This window comes from Paenibacillus sp. FSL H8-0261, from assembly GCF_045040645.1.
Classification (GTDB): domain Bacteria; phylum Bacillota; class Bacilli; order Paenibacillales; family Paenibacillaceae; genus Paenibacillus_AQ.
Genome location: NZ_CP150297.1, coordinates 809,042 through 833,101, shown reverse-complemented (window position 1 = coordinate 833,101; position 24,060 = coordinate 809,042). Strand labels below are relative to the sequence as shown.

Genomic DNA, 24,060 nt, shown 5'->3' with positions numbered 1-24,060 from the left:
TATTAAGAGCGTCTTACAATAAGAAGGAATATATGTTTAGTTAGAAAAAAAAACCGACATCTCTGTCGTTTTGAGGAATACGTATGGTGGCACTTAGCGGATCGAATCGCTGACCTTCCTTTTTTTACTACTCATTTATCGCATGCTCTAATGCATAGTCTTCAAGCGGAATATCTACCTGTTGATCCATGGCTAGCTTGGCTAGCTGCTCACCAAGAAAGGGTCCCATCGTTAATCCGGATGAACCTAGTCCATTAGCAACAATTAGTTTATTCCATCCTTGAACCCTGCCCAACACGGGCAGAAAATCTGCTGTAAATGGACGGAACCCTACTCTTATCTCATTTAGGCTACAATCCGCAAGACCGGAAGCCGTTTGAAGACCTTTATTTAATATTTCTTGCATTCCTCCTGCGGTTACAGCAGTATCATAACCTACTACATCATTTTCGTGAGTAGCACCTACTACGATATTTTGATCCGCAAATGCAAGGATATATTGATCTGTAGGCGGCATTACCACAGGCCATTGCTCTGTACTCGCTTGTTGAGCAAGCTTCAAGTGCATAATTTGAGCCTTCTGATAACGCACCTGGAGCATGATCCCAAGCGGATGTAGCAAAGCGTTAGACCAGGCCCCCGCACACACAATGACTTCATCCGCTGTGAATGTCTGTTTTCCTACGCTAACCCCTTTAATTTCATGATCATCATGCTCAAGAATAGCATCTCCCTCAATCATCTGCGCACCGTTACGCTGTGCCGCCCTTAGCAAAGCATCACGTAATTCACGTCCGTCCACTCTTGCTGCACCCGATACATGCAGCGCATGATAACCTTCCGACAATAATGGAAACTTCTCTTGCGCTTCAAGATCCGTCAGCATCGTAAGTTCCCCTATTTCAGGGGCGTCCTCTCTGCGAAGCTCCGCTCTTTCTTTCATCGCGAGTAACTTTTTCAGATCATCATGGATACATATCGCTCCAACTTTTGCGTATCCAGTCTCGGTTTCTCCTGCCTCTTCCAACTCTTGAATAAGCGCTGGATAAAAGCTTGCTCCCGCTTTAGCAAGACGATACCATGCTTTGTTTCTGCGTTGAGACAACCATGGACAAATAATTCCTGCTGCTGCATCCGTTGCTTGTCCAACATCTTTACGATCTATTATTATGACTTCAGCACCTAACTTGCTTAACTGATAAGCTGCTGAAGCCCCTAATATCCCTGCACCAATTACAATAACCTTGTTCATGTCCTAAGTCCTTTCAGTTATTCACTTTTAATTAATATATTAACACATCCACTATATTTCAATGTAACAACCCGAATGATGATTCATTCACAACTTACCAGTTATATCTTAAATTTGACATTTCTAATGAATTATCGTACTATAAATCTCACTCAGTTAAAAGTACTTTAATTAGAGTACTAAAATAAAAGTGTTGTTCAGAAGAAAGAAGGTATACAGTTGAAGTTTTCACAGTTTTTGAAGTCCAAAGGGGCCATTGGTTCTATTTTTATGGGTGTGTTCTATGCCATTGCGATGCTTGGTATTTTCTTACCAGGGTATACAGCACTTCCAGGGAACATGGATGATTTAAAAATTGCTATTGTCAATGATGATGCAGGTCAATATGGGGCTCAGATTTCGAGTCAGTTCTCGGAGAGTTTACCATTCAAAACGATAAAAACCGATGTATCGAATAAAAAAGCGATGGATGAATTAGAACATAATAAGTTAGCTCTAGTTGTCCATATTCCAGAAGAATTTTCTGCCAACGTCCAAAGCGGTAAGGTATCCGCAAGTATTGATTTCACAGTCAACGAAGCTTCTGCCACCATGGTATCTTCAGCCATGTCTTCCGTTGTAGGAGAAATTAACAAACAATTAAGCGCGAACTTCTCAGAGCAAACCGCAAAAGGTGTGTTAATGAACTTTAACGTACCAGAAGAACAAGCCACCGCAATGGCTACACAAATTGAAAATAGTTATGTCGGGAATTATGTTGTCATCAATGATGTTCCGGACGGCATGCACAACAACATGTTACCTATGTTCTTAACTATGGCTGGTTATGTTGGGGCAATGATTGCCTCCATGCAATTAGTTGCTTCTTTTAAAGCGAACCGCGGGAAAGCAAGCAAGACAAAACTGTTTATGTTCGTTCAATTCACAGCTTTATTAATCGCTGTATTATCAACAGTCGTTGCTTTAGCCATTGCATTCTCTATTGCAGATGTAGACCTATCCTTACTGTTACCAGTTGCTGCTCAGCAAATTCTAATGTATATGGCTGCATTTAACGTATGTGCGATTATGGTCTTCCTAGTTGGCGAAGGCGGTATGGTCTTAAATATTCCAATCCTGCTCATGCAAACCATCGCCAATGGTGCTACCATGCCTCGTGATATGATGTATACACCATACGATTGGTTCGGCCGCATCACACCGATGTATTATTCTGTACAAGCTTATTTGGCACAAATGTTTGGTTCCATCAGTCCAGCACCCTTCTTATGGGGATTAGCAGGCGTATTTGCCGGGGCTATGATGATTAACATTGTAATCGTCCGGTTTGTTCATAAACCTGTACCTCTGACTAAAGAAGCTATACTGCCCGTTGAAGTTAAAAATACAGCTGAAATAACCGCCTAGGTTTGGTAAGATAGAGTTTAGCCAACAATTAGGAGTGGGTTCTGTGATGTCAATTCAAATTTATATCTTAAGTAAGTTAATGGATGAAAATAATTATCCTTATAAATTAAAAAAAGAACTATCCACCCCTATTCCTTTTGATAAATTGCTCAATCTATCTGAAAGCAAGCTATATTATCACTTTGAATCTCTTTCGAAACAGGGCTTAGTTGAACAGGTAGAGATTATCAAAGAAGAACATCGCCCAGACAAACAGGTGTTTTCCATTACTGATAAAGGGCGTAAAGAACTCCCGCTCAAAATTTATAAGGTAATAGAAAATGCAGAATCTATTTCAGAGATGATTGTCGCTCTTGTGAATCTTCGTTTTGTAGAGACTGATAAAGTGATCCCTATTATCGAGAAGAAAATTGAACAGTCACTGATAAGAAAAGATCAATTAAATCAAATTTACCATCAAATAGATGTAGTTAGCTCCACTCGTGAAGTCGTAGATTTCATGGAAAGCTACTACGTTTCTCAACTAGAGCAATCTATTCACTGGTGGAAAGATCTTTTAGAAAAACTGAAAACGAAAACGATATAAAAAAGAATGCCTTGGATTATAGCATAATCAAGGCATTCTTTTTTTATATCCAGCACCAATCGCAAAGCTTTTTTCAATTATTCACTTTTAATCAATAAATATAAAAAGTATGGGGCACCGATTAAAGCCACGATTACTCCTGCTGGTATTTCAGTATTGGCTACTACCATTTTACCAAGTGCATCTGCAATAACAACTAATCCTCCACCTATTAATAGGCATGCGGGAATCATTATTTTATGACCACGAAAGAGTCGTCGAACTAAATGTGGAACCACTAAACCTACAAATCCAATACTCCCACTAACGGCAACCGCTGGTGCCGCCAATAATACACTACACACTAAAAACCAAACGCGATATTTATTTAAAGACACCCCTAAACTAATTACTACTGGGTCATTAAGCCTTAGCACATCCAATATTAGATGGTTCCGAATTAATAAAGGTACAATAATAAGTAACCAAGGTAGCATAGCATATACGTGTTTCCAATTACTATTCCCAATGTTTCCTGCCAGCCACACCTTGATCATTTGATATTGCGAAGGATCTAGTACGAAGGTTAGCACAATTAAACATGCACTAATCGCAGCCGCAATAGCAATACCTGTGTAAATTAATCGTATGGGAATAATGCCCTGATTGCGATCATAGGAAAGCAAAAATAACAGGGCCACAACAATAAAACCGCCCAATAGGGCATAGAATGGCTGAACATAAGTATGTAGACCGGTAGAGCTATTTTGTAACAGCAAAAATAACATCATGGATAATCCAGCTCCAGCATTTATCCCGAGTATGCCTGGGTCTGCTAAGGCCTTTCGACTTATGGCTTGTAGCAGCATTCCTGCTATCGCCAACGCGCCACCCACTAGAAACCCCAATATCATACGAGGAATACGAAACTGAAAAAGTACAAGCTCCTGCCTCGGTGTTCCATTTCCTAATAGGGTCTGCCATAACTCTTGTAAGCTTAAGCTGCTTTGACCAGTAGATACACTATATATAAAGCCTAGCAGTAAAATGATTGCTATGATTATAAATTCCCATCGCAGCTTCACTATAGTTCCCGCCTTTCTTTACGTGCCAAATACAGAAAGAACGGAACTCCAATAACTGCAATTACAGCACCTACAGGTATTTCATAAGGGGCATTTACGATCCGTGCCACTAAATCAGCAAGCACAACAAGGATTGCCCCCAGAACTGCCGATAATGGAATAATATAACGATAATCTACACCCACTATGTAACGTACCAAGTGTGGAGCGATTAAGCCAACAAAGCTTACAGATCCAGCCAAAGCACATGAAATCCCAGCTAACATAAAGGCGGATAATAGTGAGAGATTTTTGATAAGCTTAATATTAACGCCTAGACCTTCCGCTGTCTCATCCCCTACAGATAATATTGTAATCGACTTTGAAATTACGATAGCAAGTAATAGAGCAAGGAGCATCCAAGGCAACATTTGCTGTAAATGAGCCATGCTAATGCCACTTAAACCTCCTCCATACCAAAAAGCCACCTGCTGTGCCACTGAAAAAAAGATACTTATTCCTTCACTTAAGGCAGTTAGCATAGCAGATATGGCGGCACCCGCTAGTACGAGTCGAATAGGTGTCATTCCTCGTTTACTTAATAATCCAACACTAAAGACTAAACCCGCTCCCAATCCTGCACCTAGAATACAGAGCCAAAGTGTGCCCGTAAATGTAAGCGTCGGCAGGAAAACCATAGCAATAACTAGCGTGACACCTGCTCCAGCATTTAACCCAAGAATCCCCGAATCCGCTAAAGGATTGCGACTAATTCCTTGAATAATCGCTCCACTTACTGCAAATCCAGCACCCGTTGCCATAGCGGCAAGAACCCGGGGCAAACGAATGGATTGAATCACCTGGTGAGTAGAAGCCTTATCATCAAAAGCAATGATCGACATGAATACATCTGCAAAGGGTATTTTTTTCGCGCCAAGGGCCATAGCAAGCACTAATACGCCTATTAATAGGAGGAGCATGAGGATTAGCAATAATAAAAAGGAAAGCTTTTTTTCTCCTGTTAGAGAAGATTTCTGAACATTTGCGGCCAATGTTTCCAACCCTTTCCCTTCACTTTACAAAAAGAGCCAGCCAAGGGCCAGCTCAGATGCAAACGAATATGATTTCTAACGCAAGTCAGAGGATGTGGTAAGCAAAAATTTGACGGCTCGACTAATCGCACCCGAGATTACGCTCACATGCTCCTCTTCCTCAAGCAATGCCCAGCTTACTTCGAAGCTTGGAATGTGTAAGGCCATCATGCTGTTACATAAATCCAAGCTATCCTTGACCATATAATCCAGCTCTTCTCCACCGGCAATCATAAGCGTTTTAGGTAAATGACTTAAAGTATTGCTGTGTAAATCAGCTTTAAAATTCTCATACTCATTTAATAATGCGTAATCATTCCACCAGATGGAAGCACTGCTTGCAATATAATGCGAAAACAAGGTAGGTTGTGTAAACAAGGTATGCAGAACAAATAATCCGCCAAAGGAATGACCATACAATGCTTGCTTCTGCTTATTGATAACGAACCGCTGGGCAATGACTGGCATTAACTCTTTTTCAAAAAAAGCTAGCAGCTCATCTGCCCCACCAAATTCTGGCCAAGGCTCCCCGTTGGGACGTTTCGGTAAATTCGCAAGCTCGGCTGGCATAGTTAAATCATAGGTTCGACGCACTGTATCGAATGCCTCACCCCCAGGATAACCAATGCCAACAACAATCGCGGGTGGATATCCTTTAGGCTTACGCGTCAGCAATCGAGTGATTTCAGCTGCAGTTTCAAAAAGCCCATTACCATCTAGCACATAGATGACGCCGTAGCCATCTTTTGTAGGCTCATCTAAAGGTTTGGCAATAAAGATTTCATAGTCCTTATGATTAGCTTCACTCGTAATCAGCATCGTTTCATAGTTTGGTTTTACGTACGGTTTGATGATCATGGCTTCAGGAACGTCACGATATCGTCCATCGTTTTTTGATAAGCAATTAATCCGCTGGATCTCCAGTGATCACCATCCACCTCGAACACTTTACCTGCTTGGACTGCAGGCAGCGCATTCCATAAAGGACTAGCTTTAATGTCTGCCAGGAAGGCATCTCCGAGACCATCATTATCATTAATAAAGATGTAATCAGCATCTAAATCAGACAGCATTTCCAGCGAAATATCCGCAGACATCTCACCTTCTACAAGAGTACTTTGAGCAAAACCTAGCTCACTCAGCACATATCCCCCGTAATGGAAGTTACCCACTAAAAAGATCTTACGGGCATTCGCGTTAATATAAATCGCTTTTTTACCGGCAGAAACGCTAGCTAGCTGTGCTTTAGTCTCTTCTAGCTTTGTATTATAAGCAGCAATAGCTTCTGTTGCTTTATCCTCTAATCCTAGCAATTTCGCAATCGTTTCTGTTGCTTCCACTACGTTACCAAGTGCATTCTTAAACACGTAAGTTGGAGCAATTTGCGAGTAGTTTTCATAAACACCATTTTGTGCATAAAAAGCAGTTGGGAATATAATTAATTCCGGCTCCAAATCCACTACAGATTCTGGAGAGGGAATACCATTAGCGAAGCTGATTTCTTCTACACCACTTAACGTATCCTGTAGATATTGCTGCGGTCTTTCACCCGTGGACCATTGCGCTACCGGGGTTACACCAAGCGTTACTAAGTAGTCCTCTAGACCAGGCGCATACACTTTTTGTACAGTTCCGGGAATGTTTACTGTATTGCCTACATGGTCAGTTACTACAAACGCTTCTCTAGCCGCTACTTCCGTTTCTTTTACAGCTGGTTCCTCCGTTGCGCTCGCTTCGCTAGTTGTTGCTGGAGTATCTTTTGCTTGCTGATTCGCTGCATTATTACTGCCGCAAGCTGTTAGTAGAATGGATAATAAACCAACCATTACAACATAACTTATTATCTTTGTATTAAACCCCTTCATGATTGACCTTCCCTCTTTCCTATTTTCTCAATAATAATCATTCTCAGTATTGAGTGTATAAGAGATAGGGCTCATTGACCATGTAACATCTTATGATTCCTCATGTACATTTTCAAGGTATCATCATCACAGCAACTTCTTCTAGCATCCGCTTTAAAGCTACAGGCGAATATTCGAACCAAGGATCTGAATGAATGACATAGATTTGTTGCTGTTTAATAGCCTCTAACTGTTTGAATCCAGCGTCTCTCTGCAAATGATGCCATGTTGCGCGTGACTCATCATCGGGGCATATAATCGTAAACAGCTTATCTACCTCCAACTTACCTAGCTCATCAAGAGTAATCTCGGTATTATATAGACCAGGCTGCTCATAACTAGATACCGCTCCCAAATCCTGAAACAAAAGATGCTCGATGCCTGTATTGCAATAAGCAAAGATTTGCTGCTGATAAATACGTATAACTAGAACTTTAGGCGGTGTAGAGGTCCACCCTAACTTGCGACGAACGTCTTCCAATCTTGCCCTATACTGCGTGATCCATTGTTTCGCTTCTTCTTGTTTATTTAATCGGGCAGCAAGTTCAGTTAACGCTATTAAGCAATCTTGTTTATCATCCAACCAATAGATTGGAAAATGATCCTCTATCTGTTTTACCAGCTCTGACGACAAATCTTTGGGAGAAATAAGCAGATCGATTGGCAAATGCAATAGCTCATTGGGGCTGCAATAATTTTTGTTTTGGGTCAAGGTTACCTTATGCTCGATTTCTTGCGACCATAAATTATAGTAGTACGGTGTCCATTTTGCACTTAAGGGTGCAGCAAACGGAACTACTCCTGCCGCATGTAAATACCCCATCATGTTCCCAGTTACAACACCGATATTTGATTTTTGCTGGCTGGAATACATCGTTGGGGATATCCCTTCGACCTTTTTGAACACTCGGCTAAAATAAAACTCATCACTATATCCAACAGCCTCTGCTATAAACTTCAAGCGAACGTCTTCCTTTTGCAATAATTGTTTAGCCTTTTGAATCCGCAGCTGGGTAACAAACTCCATTGGACTTTGTATATATTCCTGTTTGAACGCTGAGGAAAAATAACTGGAACTAAGACCAGTAAGATCTGCTAAATGAGCCAAAGATAAGGGCTTCGTGAAATTCTTTTCTATGTATTTTCTAACCTCACTTAAATCTGTCTTTTGAGATTGTTTTTGCATTCTGTCACCTCTTTACTGCTTGGATGAATTTTATTAAAATCACTGATTGATAATTATTCTCAATTATACTTTTGTTTTGGGAAGCTAGCAATGGTTGGAAGTATATAGCCTCGTAAAAAAAAAGACGCTCAGGGGAATCCCCTCGCGTCTTCTTTGTGTGTATCTATGGGCATTTCTACCCTAAGTAGACCATCTTATTTTGAATCAACAACCGGAACGGAAGCTGGAGCTGCAACTACTCCTTCATTCTTCTGTAAATTCTCTTTCACTTCTTCAGTCCCTAAGGACTGTACAGGAGCACCGATGCTGAAACTGTCGATGATCTTCCCAAGTGTGGCTTTGTCAAAGTCTTCTTGGGCATACAGTTCAACGGTAAAGCCATCTTTTTCCCAAATCACAATTCCATTTGCAAAATAAACCTTAGTCCCGTTAATTACTTCTGTCTTCACTTCTTCCGTAGTACTGATCCCATTGTCGCCGCCCTTGGAGATTAGGAAATTAACAGCTTTATCCCCAGAGTTATACTGCACTTCAACCATGCTGGTCCCCTGAAGAACAACATTCACAAACTTATAGTCTGCCATCCAGGTTGGTGCCGGGAAGTTCATTCCAAGCTCTGCACGTGCTTCATCCAGGGTCAACTTGGGTGCAACCGGCAATTCAATGGCAACATTCTCCCCGCCTTTCCCCTCTTCAGATGGAGTCATTGACTGTGCAGCCGAAGGGATTTCCTTATCGTATTGCGTGATTTCGAGATTTCCTACTTCAAACTTTGCCATGATCGATTGGAACATATCCTGTGCATAGGAGGTTGCAGAGAATGCGCCACCCAAACAAATTACTGCACTACCAATCACTATTGCATTTCTCCAGCTACTTTTTTTCATCGTTATCCCGTCCTTTTTCTCTGATTTGAGTTCAAGAGCTCCATGATCCAGCTTGTATACTAAACGGTTATAAATTCTTTCTTTGGCGGTAGTGTTATCCTGTTCGACATTCTCAAGCAGCTCTATGGTTTTGCTGAATTTTGTGAGATCATCATTTTTCTTATTCATGGTTGAATCCTCCTGCTTTTAAGGAAATATGCAGTTTCTTCAGACTTCTATGCAATACGACACCAATATTGGACTCACTGACGCCCATGATCTGTGCGACTTCGGAATTTTTCAGCCCAGCCCCATATTTCATTGCAATGATATTACGTTCCTTCTCACGCAGCTTGGAGAGCGCCTTAAACAGTGCTTGATTATTATCCTCACGAATCGCCAATTCCTCCGGAGACGGCTTGGGAAATATGAGCTCCAGCAAAGAATCTAGTGAGGTGTAGCTTCTTTTCTTCTGCCCCCGGAAGTAATCCGTCACAGCGTTCCTTACAATGGCAAACAGCCAAACCTCAAAATTCGATTTTTCTTCTGAAAAGCTGTAATACTTACACATCACCGTCTCAAACACCTGACTGCAAATGTCCTCTGACACGTGGTGGTTATTAATACGATAACTAATATATTTGTAAACACGTTTGTAGTACTTATCGTACATCCGGGTAAATTCCTCTTTTGACATCATGGCACCACGTGATCTTTCGATATTCTTGTAACGGTCCGCAGTACCTTGGATAACTTCCATCTTCACCCTCCTTCCACCTCACCTTCATCGAAAAGCTAAACAAATTGCGCAATTTGTTGTGAAGAAACTTACATAAGTTAATACGTAGAAAAGCCCAAACCATTAACAAATGTTTTGATAATTGTGGGATTAAGAAACCATCATACAACTTATAGTTCACCAAATGGAGACGGAGGACCTTTTTCAGCGATCGTTCATGGGGTTAATAATCACAACACAAAAAAACGCCACCCCGAAAGGCTGCGTTAATGTTAATCCCTTACTTACTGCTCCCCTAGCTTAATTAATTATTTTTGCAGGTGCAAGCTTTAGTAATTCTACATTTAGGCGTTGCTCTGCTTCCTCATCAATACGATAACCATCTGCTTCTAACCGTTCTATTTGCCGATCTAAGAAATAAACCGTATTAAAAATCTCAGTAGCACCCAGCACGGATAATACAGGTTTCAATGCATATTCAATAGCTAGAAGATGACCTAACGAACCCCCAATAGCAATAGGTACAATTCGCTTATCAACCAGCGCTTTTTGCGGAAGGAGATCTAAATAGGTTTTTAAAATCCCCGTATAGGAAGCTTTATAGATAGGCGTTAATATGGCAACAATATCTGCTTCTTCCACTAGCGCATTAGCCTCTAGAATCTCCTCGCTGGCAAAATTGGCCGTAAGCAAATCAACTGCAGGTAGCTCATGGACATAGATCGAATGATGCCCAATCCCCTCTTGCTCTAAAAATCTTCCAACCTGCTGATGGATAGCAGTCAACCGGGACTTTCTAGTATTTCCCCCATTAATAATGACTGCTTTGCTCATTACACATTCCCTCCTGTGCTCGCACCGGTTAGTGCTTTTTCAAGTGTCGGTACAACAGGTACAGATAGTCCTAAATTTCCTCGAAGCGTGTTACTGTCATATTCAGTACGGAATAAGCCTCTACGCTGTAATTCAGGAATCACTAATTCAACAATATCATTAAAGCCCTCTGGGAAATGGGGAGGCATCACATTAAATCCATCTGCCCCTTCATTTAAGAACCATTCTTCTAATTGATCTACGATTTGTTCAGGTGTTCCAACGATTTCCCGGTGTCCGCGTGCTCCAGCGATCCGTTCATAAATTGCACGTATGGATTGCAGATTTTCACGTTTGGCAATATCACGAATAATGTTGTAGCGGATACGCGGATTGGTCTCATCTTCAATGGAACTGAATTCTGGAAGTGGTTCATCGACGTCATACCCAGACAAATCAATGTTGGTGAAAGCTGACAAATACGATAATCCTACCTCAGGCAAAATGTAGCTGTTTAATTGCTGCTGTTTCAACAAAGCTTCTTCCTCAGTTTTCGCTACAGTAATAAACACACCGGGCATGATCTTCAAGTCCTCCGGCTTACGTCCATATTTAGCCAACCGACCCTTTACATCCCGATAAAAGGTTTGCGCTTCTTCAAGGGTTTGCCATGCTGTAAAAATAACTTCCGCGGTCTTCGCCGCCAGTTCTTTTCCAGATTCAGACGACCCGGCTTGAACTATCACTGGATGTCCTTGTGGTGTTGTGGATGAGTCAAGTGAACCTTGCACTTTAAACCAGGCTCCTTCATGGTCAACGGGATGTACCTTGTCTACATTTAAATACCGGCCTTGTTCCTTATCGATGACTAGCGCCTCAGACTCAATGGATAACCAGAGCTGTTTGACAACCTCCACAAATTCCTCTGCACGTTCATAGCGGGATGCATGCTGCAAATGTTTATCCTTACCAAACAGGAGAGCTTCCCCCTCATTAGCTGATGTTACTACATTCCAGGCGGCACGCCCCTTAGACAAATGATCAATGGCTGCGAATTTACGCGCTACATGGTATGGATCGTTATAGGTAGTCGTCAAAGTAGCTGTTAACCCAATATTCTTAGTTACCGCTGCGAGTGCCGAAATAATAATAACGGGGTCTAGCTTCAATGATGATTGTGCATTTCCCGAAAGCTTTTGACCCAATACATCTGCAAAAAACACCATGTCGAACTTACCACGCTCAGCCGTTTGTGCAATCTCCGTTAAATACTCCAAATCAAATGCCCGACTTGCCCCTGAAGAAGGATGACGCCAGCTTGCTACATGATGACCAGGTAGATTAATGAATGCCCCGAGTTTCATTTGTTTTTTTGTCATGCTAATCACTCCTATTGTTTATTTTTCAACTTATATAGAAAATTATTTAGCAAAAGGATTAAATTCGTTCGTATATAACTCTTCCGGTTTCACTTGGCCTTCCTTTAGCTCCCCATTTGCCACAAGCCAATCAATCCAAACATCGTATTCCGATGGTGTGATCACACCGCCTTTTTCAGAGATGCCCGTACTCTTCCAAAACTTAAGATTATCTGTGGTTTCCTTGCGTTCACGCTTATTAATAATTTCCTCGAATCGTTTAATTACTTCCTCCCTAGGTGTCGTTCGGGCCCATTCAATCGCCTTAGCCACTCCATCTACAAATTGCCTGACGGTATTAGGATTATCCTTGATATACTGATCTGTGAAAAAGTAATCACCCGCAGTAAACTCTGTCCCAAACACATCAATATCCTTGAAAATTTCTGCGACCCCTCCTGTTGTTAAAGCCCGATCCCGGGCAATCCCGCTTAACATAACCACATCGATCTGATGATTTCGCAGAATCTGTTCTGCACTAGAACTTGGGACTGTAACCAAGGTTACTTGTTCAATTTCTTTTTCGGTCAAGTTGCCTTGGCGTAAATAATCTTTAATGACGAATTCCGAATGGGCACCGAGAATATTCACCCCTACCTTTTTACCAATAAAATCTTTAGCCGACTTTATAGCTCCCCCCTCGAGGGCATATGCACCTACATACGTATTTTTATCACTGCCATAGGAGCCAATGACCGACTTTATTTTTACGTTCTTGGCGTAAGATTTAATAATGGCTCCATTGAATGCTGCACCAAAGTCAATTTGTTTCGTCGCGGTTAATTGAATACTTTCTGGACCACCCACGCTGTCACCAATAGACTCTAACTTCAGATCTCCTAAGTAGCCTAAATCGGCAGCTAGCTCTGGGAAAGAGACACTTCCAGGGGCAGACTGATATTGCAGAATCTGATCTTCTCCACTTTTCGCGGAGGACTTACCTTCTGAGCAGCCAGATAAAATACCACTAACCAAGCCTACAAGTATAAGCAGTGCTACTGTTTTGTTCATCTCGCTTCTCCTTTTCCAAATGAATTCTATTTTTCTGAGCTACAGTTCCAAACTTCCCCTCCGCCACTCTTCCTTTTTAGATTGTTTTAAGTTCAATCAATATATAATTAATTCAATTTGTTTAGTTGGTATTATTCCTAAAAAATATCATTTCAAAATCATCCTTCTATTCATTCACCGGTTGCTTCCATTTAGAAAATTTACGCTCGAGTAAGGTCAAGCCTTGGTTGATTAGCAAGCCCAATAAGGCAATGGTTAATATACCGGCGTACATTTGAGGGATTTGGAAGTTATATTGAGAATAAGTGATTAAATAGCCTAAGCCTTCTTTTGCCCCTACCATTTCTGCAGCAATCAATACTAATATCGCCCCTGTTCCTGCCATCCGAATACCTGTAAAAATAGTTGGCACGGATGCCGGCAAAATCACCTTTAGAAATAACTTAAACGACTTAATATTCATGGATTTGGCCGCTTTTATAAGCAAGGGATCAACGTTACCTACAGCAGCAATCGTATTTAGAAGAATAGGCCATGTGCAAGCAAATAGGACGATCGTAATCTTGGAGGTTTCACCAATCCCTAGCAGCAGCATAAATACCGGAAGTAAAGCGAGCGCAGCCGTATTTCGGAACAACTCCAACACTGGATTTAACAACTCCCTAGCTAATGGATACCAGCCAATCAGTAATCCTAACGGGATCGCAATTATTACCGCTAACGCAAATCCACTGAACGAGCGAATGATACTCGCTAAGAAATGAGTGAATAGCTCACCTGAAGCTATCAAATTCCATAAGGCGGTGATTACCTCAGAAATAGGTGGGAAAAATGCTGCGTCAACTAAGCCCGCCCGTGGTGCGATTTCCCATAGTAAGAACAATAAGACTAAAACAATAGACTGTTTAAACACCTTAAGTACGCCGGAAAAAGAAACAGGATTTCGTTTCTTAAGCTGTAACGTTGAATGAGCAGTCTTTACCGATTCGATGGGAATACCCTCCTTTATCAACTAAATATACGCACCTCTGTATTCAGGTTCATGCAAATAACCCCACACCTCATGCCGAGCCTTCACAAAATCAGGATGTGAGCGAATATCCGCATCTTCCAATCGTGATTTTAGCGGAATATTTACAATCTTCCTCACCGTCCCGGGTCCTGGTGTCAGGACGACTACTCGCTCCCCAAGATAAACGGCCTCATCAATACCATGCGTAATAAAAATTATGGTTTTTTGGGTCTTCTGCCAAATTCGTAAAAGCTCACTTTGCAGTGATTCTCTTGTTTGGGCATCCAGTGCGGCAAAAGGCTCATCCATTAACAAGACGTCTGGGTTAAAGGCAAGACTTCTGGCAATGGCTACACGCTGCTTCATCCCCCCGGAAAGCTCATGAGGATAACGATCTCCGAAATCACTAAGCCCAACTAATGAAAGAAAATGCCTAACCTGCTCTCTACGTTCGTGCTTTGGGATTCCCTTTGCTTCTAAGCCAAATTCAATATTGCTGCGCGCAGTCTTCCACGGAAATAAAGCATACTGCTGAAACACAATGCCCCGATCAAGCCCTGGACCTGTTATGGGGTGACCATCTATTAAAATGCGACCTTGTGTTGGTGATGATAAACCGCTGATCAAATCAAGCAAAGTTGATTTACCACACCCGCTTGGACCTACTATCGTTATAAACTCACCTTTTTTTACGGAAAAATCCAACTCTTTTACCGCTGTAAATTGCCCTGTTGCCTCCTTTTGCTTGGAATCTCGGACACTGAAGGTTTTGGTGACACTCTCAAACCTGATTTTTTCAGAAGCAGCCATGGACTTCACCTCTTTTAGTTATTATTCGGATAAGTAAACAAAAAGGCTCAGGTGACAACGACTAGCGTTTGTCCCCTGAGCCTCTGGTTGAACCAGTCAGCATATTCCGTTTTAAACATTTGAATACTTAAATTTAAGTATTTGTAATTTGTATTAATCTGATGGGATTACTATATTTTAATCCGGTGGGATTGTCAACAATAAATTCAACTATACTTAATTAAACCCAATATTGGCATATTTATTCAACGAATGAAATGCTGCATGATGAATGGTGCTACGGACGAAGCTGTAAGCAAGCTGAACAATGTAATTGCATAGTCGTTCAAAATATGCGCGATACTAGATGCCCAAATATTCTTAGTCTTCATATAAGCCCCTGTAAGAACAAGACGTACAAGGCCAATACCTACAAGTGCTTGTACGAGATTCCAATGATAGGTTGGTAGGTGAATGGCTCCGAAGATCACTGCTGTAACAAGAAATGCAATCCAGATTCCCGCTCTGCGAGAAAGCTTGAAATTCACCACACACAATTGCAATATAAACAGGAATGGTAAAATGGTTAACAATTCTTCACCAACAAGTTGAATCCCCATTTTGACAAACATCAATACTTTACCAAGAGAATCAAGTTCTGCAAAGACATTAACTACCGCATCAGCTACAGTATTAACTTTTACTACATAGACTAGAATGAGACCGACAATCGGAGTAGCAATTATATTAAAGATAAAGAACAGCACACCCCACTTAACATCATTCTTTGTAATTTTACGAAACAGGTGATTCGCATGACCCTTAGATGCCCAAATGAATGCAACAAGCGGAATTCCCGTGAACAATATAGGTGCTAAATATTCGTTAACTTTCAATGGGATAAACGGTATTCGAGTGGTCAACGCGATAAATCCCAATACAATCGCTACCATTACAACGAGCCATTTCATAACAGGAATTTGTACAGGTAATTCATTGTAAAACGGGTAATCTAAATTTTCTTTTGCTTTTTTCATGGGTTTTCTTCCTCCAAATATCGTACTAAACTCTTGATACCCATAAGTTAAACCACTTATATGAACCTAATGTGAACTGGATGAATATACAGAAACTTTTCAGAAAAAAACCAAAAAAAATGCCAATCTCCATTAGGAGTGGCACTTATCTATTCCATTTGATATTCCTTATTTGCCTGTCGCTTTTCGTTCGCCAAGCAAAGAGTTTAATTGCTCCAACAAATCCCCGCCACCCGTAAAAGATATGGATCCGATTTTCTCGCATATTCTCTCGAGGAATTCCAGCTCTTTCAGTCGGAACAGCGTCTGATTCTCATCCATTAGCTTTGCGGTGTTAAGCAAGCTTCGGGTTGAGGCCGTTTCTTCACGACGAGTAATTAGATTTGCCTGTGCTCTTTTCTCCGCAAGCAGAACGGTGTTAATTATATCTCTCATTTCCCCTGGCAAAACGACATCCTTAACCCCAGCACTCAGGAAATCTACTCCGAACTCTTCACCCTTCTCACGTAAACGGGATAGGACGAACGACGCAACGTCCTCTTTTCGTTTCAGAAGATCATCCAATTTGAGCGTTCCGACATATTCCCGCAGCATAAGCTGAAGCTGGATATGGATTTGCTCGTCAAATGACTTCATTTCCAGAGCACGTAATGGCGTTACGATCTTGTACTGACAAACGAAGTTAAGCCGCAGCGAAACTTTGTCTTCAGTCATGATCTCTTGGCCGATGAGATCCATTTGTTGTTGTCTTAAATCAATCGTCTTTACCACAGTCGAAACTGGACCTCTCCAGAAGTGGTACTTGCCAGGAGGAAGTTCTCGTTGTAATACATGATCATAAAACAGAAATCCAGACTCGTAGCTCGCAATTTCGTAGGACTGCACATTTGCTGTTAGCTTCGCTATAATTGCGCGGTTTACCTCGACAGGCAATTCGGGTTGTCTGATATCTGCATGGAAAAAGGTGTGTTCTTTAAGTATATTCCAGAATGCGTAGACACCAGGCTTAAGTAATTGAACAAATTGCCCGTCCTCATAGTACAGAATATACTCATGATCTTGTACACGTACGATATCGAGCTCACGCACGAGATCTTCATCATGAAGGAATAACTTCATATCTTTTCCTTCCACATTAAACGGTTTAGCGATATTCAACACCACAACGGTGGATTTTGACCACATTGAAAAGTGATAGCTCCCCGGCATCAGTTTTTTCACATAACTTCCTTTATGAAATAGCAAACCACGTTCGTCAGCTTGAATCGTTACTTTGTTCAACATAATGTTTCCCCCTAATTAGTTCGACCATTGGTCTTAGAATCCCACTGAAGTTCTGGCGGAATCTCGTTTTAGCTAAGCGATTTATCTGTTGTTCTCATGGATATTCTCACACTTTAATCTAAGAGAACTTCCTGAAATTTCGCACAAGCGGTATCCACGGATTGCAAAGCCTTACTTCAGTGCACTAAAGCTAGCTGCAAGGGATTCTAGCCTTTGGTCTTTTCTTCAATTTTTCGCTCGATTTAAAGTCGAGTGCTCTACCAGAATCGCGTCCAAGGCAATTGGGGAATCGAACCCTAATAAGGGATTCTTACCGATCCGATCGTACAGGATACCGTAACATAGCATGCACGGCACTGCGGGATACATCGATATCCGCGCCTCGTTACGACCGTCCAAATAAGAACCAATGTATGATGAAACGCCATTTGGCGTTTACCATCTTGCTAAATGCTGCCTTACAGGTTCTATAATCGCTCATTTCAGCCTTAACGAACATGGTGAAAGTATTACGACTGCATATAAACTTTTCCATTACACCCAAATCCCTCCCCTGTTACAATGGAAGAAGATGCTTCATTTGAACGGAGGATACCTTTGGCTAAGGAAAGCTTTGATAAAGAAATACAGTTTCTGCGAATGCTGGTGCTTACGAGCGGGGCATTCAGCAGACAACAGTTCGCAGACAGATTGGGGATTTCCGTTCACACCTTTGATAAAACGATCCGACGACTCAAACAAGTAGCTAGCTCCACGCACCAGCACTTGGCGGATGAACAGAGCAGGGAATTTTCCGAGACCTTTCGCCTCAGATATTATGACTCCACCGATCCATTACTCTTATTTCTATTCCGCGCCAAATCCGTAAAGGAATCTGAAAGCCAGCGAGTCTCGCTGCTTCTAGGTGCAATGAATGGACAAGCCTTGACTGCGAAGGATTTATTGGAGATGTGCTGCAGCAGTCTGCCTTCTGATCTACCTTTACCTGACGAAAAGACCATTCGCTCGGATCTCAAATACTTGGAGGAGGTCGGAGTCATTACAAGAGAGCCGGGATCTCGCCCGTACCGGTATCGAATCCAAGACGACTTGATTCGAAGCTTATTGGATGAAGAGCTTATCGATTTATATGATTTTGTAGATGTGATGGCGAACACTCAAGTCCCTTCCGTTCAAGGATATTTACTGCGTGATGGATTAAAAAAACATCTTCTCCGCAATCAAGTTGAGCGGCATGCCGTTGAACCATTTTTATATAAATATCACTATTACTCGAGGATTTTAGATGAGGCGCATCTGTTTACACTTCTTCATGCCATGCGCCATCGCCGCAAAGTCAGGTTTCTATATTTCTCACCGAAGTCTGAGAAAAGCTACGCATCCAAAAACACCAATCCCCTGTTTGAACGTGAACCAGAGGGCAAAGCTGAAAAGGTGGTTCCACTTAAAATTGTGTACGATCATCAATATGGAAGATGGTATTTGCTCTCATATGATAGACAGGGTATTCGGAAATACCGGATGGAAGGAATTACGCAAATCGAAGAAGCTGAACCTGTGGATGAGATCTGGTACGACGAAAAGAATAAAGAACTTGCCGAGAAGATTAAGTACAGCTGGTTGATAGATACTGGCCGGCCGGTGACCGTACGTGTCCGGTTTTTTAATCCGGGAGGTTCGGAACCGAACTTCATCAAGGAACGGGTACTCTTGCAGGGACAATGGGGGGAAATTGTGTTTGAGGATGAACATTCGTTTATTTATGAAATCATCGTAAACGGGGTGACTGAAATTAAGCCATGGCTGCGTAGCTTCGGTTCTAGCTGTGAGGTTCTGGAGCCCGCTTCGTTTCGCCGGGAAATAATTGCAGAATGGAAGGAGATCCAAGCTTACTATGAATCTGTTTGAGAAAATATTCAATCACCAGATCATTTCCCGATTGGAGGATTCCGGTACTTTCATGATCACTACGCACGAACGGGCCTGGCTGAAGACGATGCTGGAGCATCCCTCGGCAGCTAATGCTTTCACTGCGGATACTATGGACAAGCTACGTACTGCCCTTGAGTCGGAACAGGGGATGGATATTTCCAATCATTTGATTGAAAAAGCCCGTACGCTAGAAAAACAGGTCTACCACCCTCTTCTGCGATCTTTGCGCCGGCATATCATGAATAAAACGGGGATTCTTATCACCTACGCGATTAAGGGCGACCGTATTAATAAGGATCAGTTGGGGTTTCCGTATAAGCTGGAATACTCCATGGTCAAAAGAGAATGGTATTTGCTCTGGTATCACACTCGGCATCACTCCTTGATGAGTACCCGGCTAAAGAAGATCCAGTCCGTCACATCAGAACCAATCGAACCCTCAGCTGCAGAGAACATTCTAAGGAAGATCGGAAAAACGCTTGAATCACGTAAAACCGAAGTCATCATTGAAATTGTCCGCGTTTATAACGCAGAGCTATCCCGTATTCTATACGCCTTCTCCAGCTTTGAAAAAAATGTTGAGTATGATACGGAGAAGGATACCTATCGAGTCAGAGTTTCTCTGCTTGGGGATGAGCTCGAGTATTTACTTTCCAAGATACGTTTTCTGGGAAAGCGGGTTTGGGTGGTCGAAGGCGATTATTTGAAAAAGCGGATGCTTGAATCATCGTCAAAAGCTTTAGAGCGTTATGGAATCATACCCACCGATGAAGAACTATCTTCGTAATCTGAGATAAATAAGAGTCATGTAGTTAGCAATCTATGCCTACATGACTCTTTTGAATTACCTTTTAATATTACTGCTATGAAATCATCAACATAATCTTTTGCCATCTCATAACTCAGTTTCCCGACTCCACCAAGAAGAGCATCACACAATGACTCCTCGTTAGGATATTCTTCATAGAAAATGTTATCTTCGTATGATTTTAACATTGCAGGATAAGCCTCTGTTTGTACTCCAATAATATGGATAGCTGGGTTAATCGCTTTAGCCGCAACCGCGATTCCAGTAATAAGGCCTCCACCACCTATTGGGACTACTATGGTATCAATATCTTTATTCTGTTCCCCAATTTCAATTGCAACGGTCCCTTGCCCTCCATAGATTTCTAGATCACTATAGTATGCGTCAATATAGGTTAAGCCGCGTTCACTAATATACTTCATACCTAATGAATGAGCCTCATCATAATTTTTACCTAATTGCATTACATCGGCTCCGAAATACTTGATTTTATCTATCTTACTTATGGGAGTACCCAGTGGCACAATTACATTTTTTATTCCTAGGATTGATGCTGCATAGCTTACGGAGCTTCCAAAGCGCAGCTTGTGGCGGTTTGGATTCGGATCTTATAAAGAGAGAAAATAGAGTTTTCAGCATAAGAGAACCTTATATGATCTAGATTTACAATATGTATGATTATTCAACAATATGGGAACTATCCCTTTATTCAGATTATGAGTGGAAGTTTGCCCACTTTTTGAATGAATAGCATCGGAAAAACAAGAATTTCAAACATATACAAGAAAAAAGACTGTCGCATGTACAGTCCGAAAATAAAGTATGCGTTTATCCACTTTGGTTCCGATACCTATGTATTTTCCGGCAGCTATAGGGCATGCCTTAGTCCGAGAGAGCTGAAGGAACAGTAAAGGCATTTGCAAGCTGCATGCCATCCTTTAGTCCTTGTAGATATAGACGTTCATAAAGAACGGCTTGCTTCGATTGAAGCTTATCCTCCCAGTGCTCTAACTCTGGCATACGTGCAATGTCCATGGAGTCAAACAACGCTTGAAAAGCTTTGCGCTCTTCTTCAAAAACATGCCTAGGCTCGGATTGATGTTCAATCTGTGCGGTCACCTCATCCAATCGACCTTGAATTGTCTGTAGAAACCATACCGGAAAGCCCATCACATCTCCTCCAAGACAAAAGTTCAAACGAAAAGACGCTGTATGTCCAACTTTTTCTTGATACATCCGATTAATGAGTTCGTCCATCTTACGGCTCTGGGCCTGAACCGCTTCATTACTGCTTAACGGAATTCCCTGCTCCAGTGATTTCTGTCCGAGTTCATTCAGCTTGCGCTTTTCCTCCTCATATTTGTACTTCAAATGTTGCATTGCACCCCCACCTTCTTGGTAAAGCTATGTCTGTAGACATTTTCATTTACACTGATTATGAATAGTTTTTATTTCCTTTGTGTACGTATAACTATTTTAAAGTAAATCTATTAGTGCCACTCAAGAATGGGATAAAAATACACGTTAGCAAGAACAATAAGTTTCTGATTGTTACGCATATGAGTACCATACTTGGGAATATTATACGGTACGCTTATACGTATAGTCAAGATTTAAACTCAGAAGCGAGGAGATTCTAGTGGGAAAGAGAGTTATCGTGAAAATATCTCAGTTGACGAAAAAGCATGGTATCTCTCTACGAGAGTTGTCAAGAATATCCGATGTTAGACATGCTGCATTGAGCGAATTAGCCAACAATAAAAGAGAAGGTATTAACTTTAATCATATTATTAGAATAGCAGAGTCATTAGAGATTACCGATATTCGAGAGATTATTGATTTAGTTGACACTGGAGATACAAATTGACCAGTAATACTGCAAGTAATCTCATGGTCAACTTTCTAGGAATTAAATATCAAGTTAAAAATCAATAAAAAAACGAGGATACCTGATTCTAATACGTCAGATGATATTCTCGCTTTTTCGTCTTCAATCATTTACTTCAATCTTTTTTATCTGTATTTCATTCTTCCGCTCCATCAGTATTATGATTCAACCCGATCTACTACTACATTTTTTACAGCATCGCTCACCAACACAGCCACTCTCCACATGGGATGAATATCCGGTGTGAACAACTTTATACGATGAATCTCCAACAAAGTTTGATATATGTCCGCTTACGAGATAGCGACTCTTTTGAAGCTGATTTACCTGATGCATTTACCGATCTTGGCTCTCCACAAACACTACCTTCTCACCCTTTATGAGTTCAGCGATAGAATAGTATCGTGCACCAGAGTTATTAATCTGCGGCTTGGGTAGATGCTTCAAATGAATTACGCCTTTACTACAAAGATTATAAAAACGATACTCTTCTCCCGGATGATTAAATCCATATCCACCATTTATACGATTTGATATGTATTCTTTAATTCTAGTAGCAAAATCTATCTGTACACCTTCTAATAAAGCGTTGAGAGAAGGAGACAAAGGATCGAAAACAACAATCTCATCAATTTTATATAGAAACTCCATTTCTCCACCACCACTAGATCTGAAAGTTATATATATTGGAGTTTTATATGAAAAACCCTTCGCAGTATGTGGGCACGCATGAATAAAGTAATTTTTCGTTAACTCATACGTCTTACCCGCAGCAACCGATAGAACTTCAACCTCGTAGTACTTCATTCCTTTTCTCACCCTTTTAATAAAATCTATAAATTCTGTTGCAACTGTTACATCCTCACCTCTTCTTTTCTCTTGACTAATTACATCATTTATTAATTCTAAAATGTCTGTCCAAGTAAGACTGACAAATCCAGTTTCAGGTGGATGAAGCACTCTATACTTTGTTAAAGTTACACCTACCTTAGGCACATTAGCATCGAGCGGAAAATTTGTTGGATCAAGATACGACTCCAGCTGCCTTGTGATATCCTTTTGCAGTACAGAAGCACTTACGCTCTTGGCTTCAATTATTATAACTAGTTTTTTAGTGTTTCCTTGAAACAAAGACAAGGTAATATCGCGTCTTATTTTCTTTTCTCCAGCTGATAACATTTCTGCGTCTACCTGGACAAAATCGATTCCCTGCTTAAATTCTGGATACTTATATTTAGTCAGACGATTAATTTCTTTTAAAAACAGCTGTATCAAGTTAGGATATCTTGAAAATAGGTATGAGAGTCCTTTGGTCTGCTTCGTCTCTGTGTCCCCATGTATCAAATCAAAAAAGGTTGAATGGTAATCCGTATTTCCTTCATGATAAAGACGTAGCATAGTTTTCATTATCGATTCTCCCATACATGATAAATAGGTTTCGTATTCACTAGATGCTATCATTCATTCGATGAATAGTCTGTCAGAAATCTTTCATAATATCCCTCAGTAGCCCAAATCCCCAAAACTATAATAGAATAGAGTTATAACGCATAATTGATTTCATAAATACTAAACTGCATAACCGGAGGGAACTTATGAAGAAACATATCTACGTAGTCGGAGCTGTCATCATCGAGAATAATAAGATCCTCTGTGCACAGCGCGGGGCTACTAAAGCACTAGCTTACAAGTGGGAATTCCCTGGTGGCAAAATCGAAGAAGGCGAAACGCCACAGGCTGCGCTTAAACGCGAAATTAACGAAGAAATGAACTGCGTGATTGAAATTGGTGAAGAGATTGAGACTACCGTGCATGAGTATGATTTTGGCTTTGTGCATCTGACTACTTTCTATTGCCACCTACTAAGCGGGACGCCTACCTTAACTGAACATGTTGCAATCCAGTGGTTATCTGCGCATGAACTGATGTCACTAGATTGGGCGCCTGCTGATATTCCTGCTGTACACAATATTCAGAAGAAGCTGACAATATAA

25 protein-coding genes are annotated in these 24,060 nt (G+C 41.2%); 6 read left to right on the top strand and 19 right to left on the bottom strand.

Annotation, left to right across the window (positions count from 1 at the left end):
- Positions 1-127 precede the first annotated feature (127 nt).
- Complete coding sequence (locus MHI27_RS03665) at positions 128-1,252, bottom strand: NAD(P)/FAD-dependent oxidoreductase (RefSeq protein ID WP_405175613.1); 1,125 nt, start codon at positions 1,250-1,252, stop codon at positions 128-130.
- Between the two features lie 219 nt (positions 1,253-1,471).
- On the opposite strand from MHI27_RS03665, the gene MHI27_RS03660 reads away from it, so the two are divergent.
- Positions 1,472-2,659 carry a YhgE/Pip domain-containing protein gene (locus MHI27_RS03660; RefSeq protein WP_405175612.1) on the top strand — a complete coding sequence of 396 codons (1,188 nt, stop codon included), beginning with the start codon at positions 1,472-1,474 and terminating at the stop codon, positions 2,657-2,659.
- A gap of 46 nt (positions 2,660-2,705) precedes the next feature.
- Positions 2,706-3,245 carry a PadR family transcriptional regulator gene (locus MHI27_RS03655; RefSeq protein ID WP_283910204.1) on the top strand — a complete coding sequence of 180 codons (540 nt, stop codon included), beginning with the start codon at positions 2,706-2,708 and terminating at the stop codon, positions 3,243-3,245.
- A gap of 77 nt (positions 3,246-3,322) precedes the next feature.
- Here MHI27_RS03655 and MHI27_RS03650 read toward each other — a convergent pair whose 3' ends face one another.
- From MHI27_RS03650 to MHI27_RS03580, 15 genes are all read right to left on the bottom strand, one after another.
- Positions 3,323-4,309 (bottom strand): FecCD family ABC transporter permease, encoded by a 987-nt coding sequence (locus tag MHI27_RS03650; RefSeq protein ID WP_405175611.1) that lies wholly within the window; start codon positions 4,307-4,309, stop codon positions 3,323-3,325.
- A complete protein-coding gene (locus tag MHI27_RS03645) occupies positions 4,309-5,349 on the bottom strand; it encodes a FecCD family ABC transporter permease (RefSeq protein ID WP_405175610.1) in 1,041 nt (346 codons plus the stop codon). The genes MHI27_RS03650 and MHI27_RS03645 overlap by 1 nt, the downstream gene beginning before the upstream one ends.
- 66 nt (positions 5,350-5,415) lie before the next feature.
- On the bottom strand, positions 5,416-6,237 hold the full coding sequence (locus MHI27_RS03640) for an alpha/beta hydrolase (RefSeq protein WP_405175609.1): 822 nt from the start codon (positions 6,235-6,237) through the stop codon (positions 5,416-5,418).
- Positions 6,234-7,244 (bottom strand): ABC transporter substrate-binding protein, encoded by a 1,011-nt coding sequence (locus MHI27_RS03635; RefSeq protein WP_405175608.1) that lies wholly within the window; start codon positions 7,242-7,244, stop codon positions 6,234-6,236. The genes MHI27_RS03640 and MHI27_RS03635 overlap by 4 nt, the downstream gene beginning before the upstream one ends.
- 112 nt (positions 7,245-7,356) lie before the next feature.
- Positions 7,357-8,469 (bottom strand): helix-turn-helix domain-containing protein, encoded by a 1,113-nt coding sequence (locus tag MHI27_RS03630; RefSeq protein WP_341126259.1) that lies wholly within the window; start codon positions 8,467-8,469, stop codon positions 7,357-7,359.
- Between the two features lie 194 nt (positions 8,470-8,663).
- Positions 8,664-9,524, bottom strand: a complete 861-nt coding sequence (locus tag MHI27_RS03625; RefSeq protein ID WP_405175607.1) for a hypothetical protein — start codon at positions 9,522-9,524, stop codon at positions 8,664-8,666.
- On the bottom strand, positions 9,517-10,095 hold the full coding sequence (locus MHI27_RS03620) for a sigma-70 family RNA polymerase sigma factor (RefSeq protein ID WP_405175606.1): 579 nt from the start codon (positions 10,093-10,095) through the stop codon (positions 9,517-9,519). The genes MHI27_RS03625 and MHI27_RS03620 overlap by 8 nt, the downstream gene beginning before the upstream one ends.
- A 279-nt stretch (positions 10,096-10,374) precedes the next feature.
- Positions 10,375-10,908, bottom strand: coding sequence for an NADPH-dependent FMN reductase (gene ssuE / locus MHI27_RS03615; protein WP_341127161.1), 534 nt, complete (start codon positions 10,906-10,908; stop codon positions 10,375-10,377).
- Entirely contained in the window at positions 10,908-12,266 is a 1,359-nt protein-coding gene (locus MHI27_RS03610) for an LLM class flavin-dependent oxidoreductase (RefSeq protein ID WP_405175605.1), read from the bottom strand. The genes ssuE and MHI27_RS03610 overlap by 1 nt, the downstream gene beginning before the upstream one ends.
- A gap of 42 nt (positions 12,267-12,308) precedes the next feature.
- A complete protein-coding gene (locus tag MHI27_RS03605; protein WP_042184836.1) occupies positions 12,309-13,316 on the bottom strand; it encodes an ABC transporter substrate-binding protein in 1,008 nt (335 codons plus the stop codon).
- Between the two features lie 166 nt (positions 13,317-13,482).
- Positions 13,483-14,328 carry an ABC transporter permease gene (locus MHI27_RS03600; protein ID WP_405175604.1) on the bottom strand — a complete coding sequence of 282 codons (846 nt, stop codon included), beginning with the start codon at positions 14,326-14,328 and terminating at the stop codon, positions 13,483-13,485.
- Positions 14,329-15,138 (bottom strand): ABC transporter ATP-binding protein, encoded by an 810-nt coding sequence (locus MHI27_RS03595; protein WP_405175603.1) that lies wholly within the window; start codon positions 15,136-15,138, stop codon positions 14,329-14,331.
- 245 nt (positions 15,139-15,383) lie between these two features.
- Complete coding sequence (locus MHI27_RS03590) at positions 15,384-16,154, bottom strand: type II CAAX endopeptidase family protein (protein WP_339800343.1); 771 nt, start codon at positions 16,152-16,154, stop codon at positions 15,384-15,386.
- 168 nt (positions 16,155-16,322) lie between these two features.
- Entirely contained in the window at positions 16,323-17,438 is a 1,116-nt protein-coding gene (locus MHI27_RS03585; RefSeq protein ID WP_149647752.1) for a slipin family protein, read from the bottom strand.
- 385 nt (positions 17,439-17,823) lie between these two features.
- On the bottom strand, positions 17,824-17,973 hold the full coding sequence (locus tag MHI27_RS03580; protein WP_339800334.1) for a hypothetical protein: 150 nt from the start codon (positions 17,971-17,973) through the stop codon (positions 17,824-17,826).
- Positions 17,974-18,035: 62 nt separating this feature from the next.
- On the opposite strand from MHI27_RS03580, the gene MHI27_RS03575 reads away from it, so the two are divergent.
- Together MHI27_RS03575 and MHI27_RS03570 are read left to right on the top strand one after the other, a co-directional pair.
- Positions 18,036-19,346: a helix-turn-helix transcriptional regulator gene (locus MHI27_RS03575; protein WP_405175602.1), complete on the top strand. Its 1,311-nt coding sequence runs from the start codon at positions 18,036-18,038 to the stop codon at positions 19,344-19,346.
- Entirely contained in the window at positions 19,333-20,157 is an 825-nt protein-coding gene (locus tag MHI27_RS03570; RefSeq protein ID WP_405175601.1) for a WYL domain-containing protein, read from the top strand. The genes MHI27_RS03575 and MHI27_RS03570 overlap by 14 nt, the downstream gene beginning before the upstream one ends.
- A gap of 17 nt (positions 20,158-20,174) precedes the next feature.
- On the opposite strand, the gene MHI27_RS03565 is transcribed toward MHI27_RS03570, so the two are convergent.
- Positions 20,175-20,762, bottom strand: coding sequence for a pyridoxal-phosphate dependent enzyme (locus tag MHI27_RS03565; RefSeq protein ID WP_405176690.1), 588 nt, complete (start codon positions 20,760-20,762; stop codon positions 20,175-20,177).
- A 298-nt stretch (positions 20,763-21,060) separates the two neighbouring features.
- Positions 21,061-21,558, bottom strand: coding sequence for a hypothetical protein (locus MHI27_RS03560; protein WP_405175600.1), 498 nt, complete (start codon positions 21,556-21,558; stop codon positions 21,061-21,063).
- A 259-nt stretch (positions 21,559-21,817) separates the two neighbouring features.
- On the opposite strand from MHI27_RS03560, the gene MHI27_RS03555 reads away from it, so the two are divergent.
- A complete protein-coding gene (locus tag MHI27_RS03555; protein ID WP_076120142.1) occupies positions 21,818-22,045 on the top strand; it encodes a helix-turn-helix transcriptional regulator in 228 nt (75 codons plus the stop codon).
- A 357-nt stretch (positions 22,046-22,402) separates the two neighbouring features.
- Here the strand turns inward: MHI27_RS03555 and MHI27_RS03550 are convergent, their stop codons facing one another.
- Positions 22,403-23,473 (bottom strand): hypothetical protein, encoded by a 1,071-nt coding sequence (locus tag MHI27_RS03550; RefSeq protein ID WP_405175599.1) that lies wholly within the window; start codon positions 23,471-23,473, stop codon positions 22,403-22,405.
- Between the two features lie 188 nt (positions 23,474-23,661).
- Between MHI27_RS03550 and MHI27_RS03545 the strand changes: the two genes are divergently transcribed.
- Positions 23,662-24,060, top strand: a complete 399-nt coding sequence (locus tag MHI27_RS03545) for a (deoxy)nucleoside triphosphate pyrophosphohydrolase (RefSeq protein WP_042184825.1) — start codon at positions 23,662-23,664, stop codon at positions 24,058-24,060.

Coding starts and splice junctions, on each gene's coding strand:
- MHI27_RS03665 (WP_405175613.1), bottom strand. CDS start 1,252: ATGAACAAGGTTATTGTAATTGGTGCAGGGATATTAGGGGCTTCAGCA.
- MHI27_RS03655 (WP_283910204.1), top strand. CDS start 2,706: ATGTCAATTCAAATTTATATCTTAAGTAAGTTAATGGATGAAAATAAT.
- MHI27_RS03640 (WP_405175609.1), bottom strand. CDS start 6,237: ATGATCATCAAACCGTACGTAAAACCAAACTATGAAACGATGCTGATT.
- MHI27_RS03635 (WP_405175608.1), bottom strand. CDS start 7,244: ATGAAGGGGTTTAATACAAAGATAATAAGTTATGTTGTAATGGTTGGT.
- MHI27_RS03630 (WP_341126259.1), bottom strand. CDS start 8,469: ATGCAAAAACAATCTCAAAAGACAGATTTAAGTGAGGTTAGAAAATAC.
- MHI27_RS03625 (WP_405175607.1), bottom strand. CDS start 9,524: ATGAATAAGAAAAATGATGATCTCACAAAATTCAGCAAAACCATAGAG.
- MHI27_RS03620 (WP_405175606.1), bottom strand. CDS start 10,095: ATGGAAGTTATCCAAGGTACTGCGGACCGTTACAAGAATATCGAAAGA.
- ssuE (WP_341127161.1), bottom strand. CDS start 10,908: ATGAGCAAAGCAGTCATTATTAATGGGGGAAATACTAGAAAGTCCCGG.
- MHI27_RS03610 (WP_405175605.1), bottom strand. CDS start 12,266: ATGACAAAAAAACAAATGAAACTCGGGGCATTCATTAATCTACCTGGT.
- MHI27_RS03605 (WP_042184836.1), bottom strand. CDS start 13,316: ATGAACAAAACAGTAGCACTGCTTATACTTGTAGGCTTGGTTAGTGGT.
- MHI27_RS03595 (WP_405175603.1), bottom strand. CDS start 15,138: ATGGCTGCTTCTGAAAAAATCAGGTTTGAGAGTGTCACCAAAACCTTC.
- MHI27_RS03590 (WP_339800343.1), bottom strand. CDS start 16,154: ATGAAAAAAGCAAAAGAAAATTTAGATTACCCGTTTTACAATGAATTA.
- MHI27_RS03585 (WP_149647752.1), bottom strand. CDS start 17,438: ATGTTGAACAAAGTAACGATTCAAGCTGACGAACGTGGTTTGCTATTT.
- MHI27_RS03580 (WP_339800334.1), bottom strand. CDS start 17,973: ATGGAAAAGTTTATATGCAGTCGTAATACTTTCACCATGTTCGTTAAG.
- MHI27_RS03570 (WP_405175601.1), top strand. CDS start 19,333: ATGAATCTGTTTGAGAAAATATTCAATCACCAGATCATTTCCCGATTG.
- MHI27_RS03560 (WP_405175600.1), bottom strand. CDS start 21,558: ATGCAACATTTGAAGTACAAATATGAGGAGGAAAAGCGCAAGCTGAAT.
- MHI27_RS03550 (WP_405175599.1), bottom strand. CDS start 23,473: ATGAAAACTATGCTACGTCTTTATCATGAAGGAAATACGGATTACCAT.
- MHI27_RS03545 (WP_042184825.1), top strand. CDS start 23,662: ATGAAGAAACATATCTACGTAGTCGGAGCTGTCATCATCGAGAATAAT.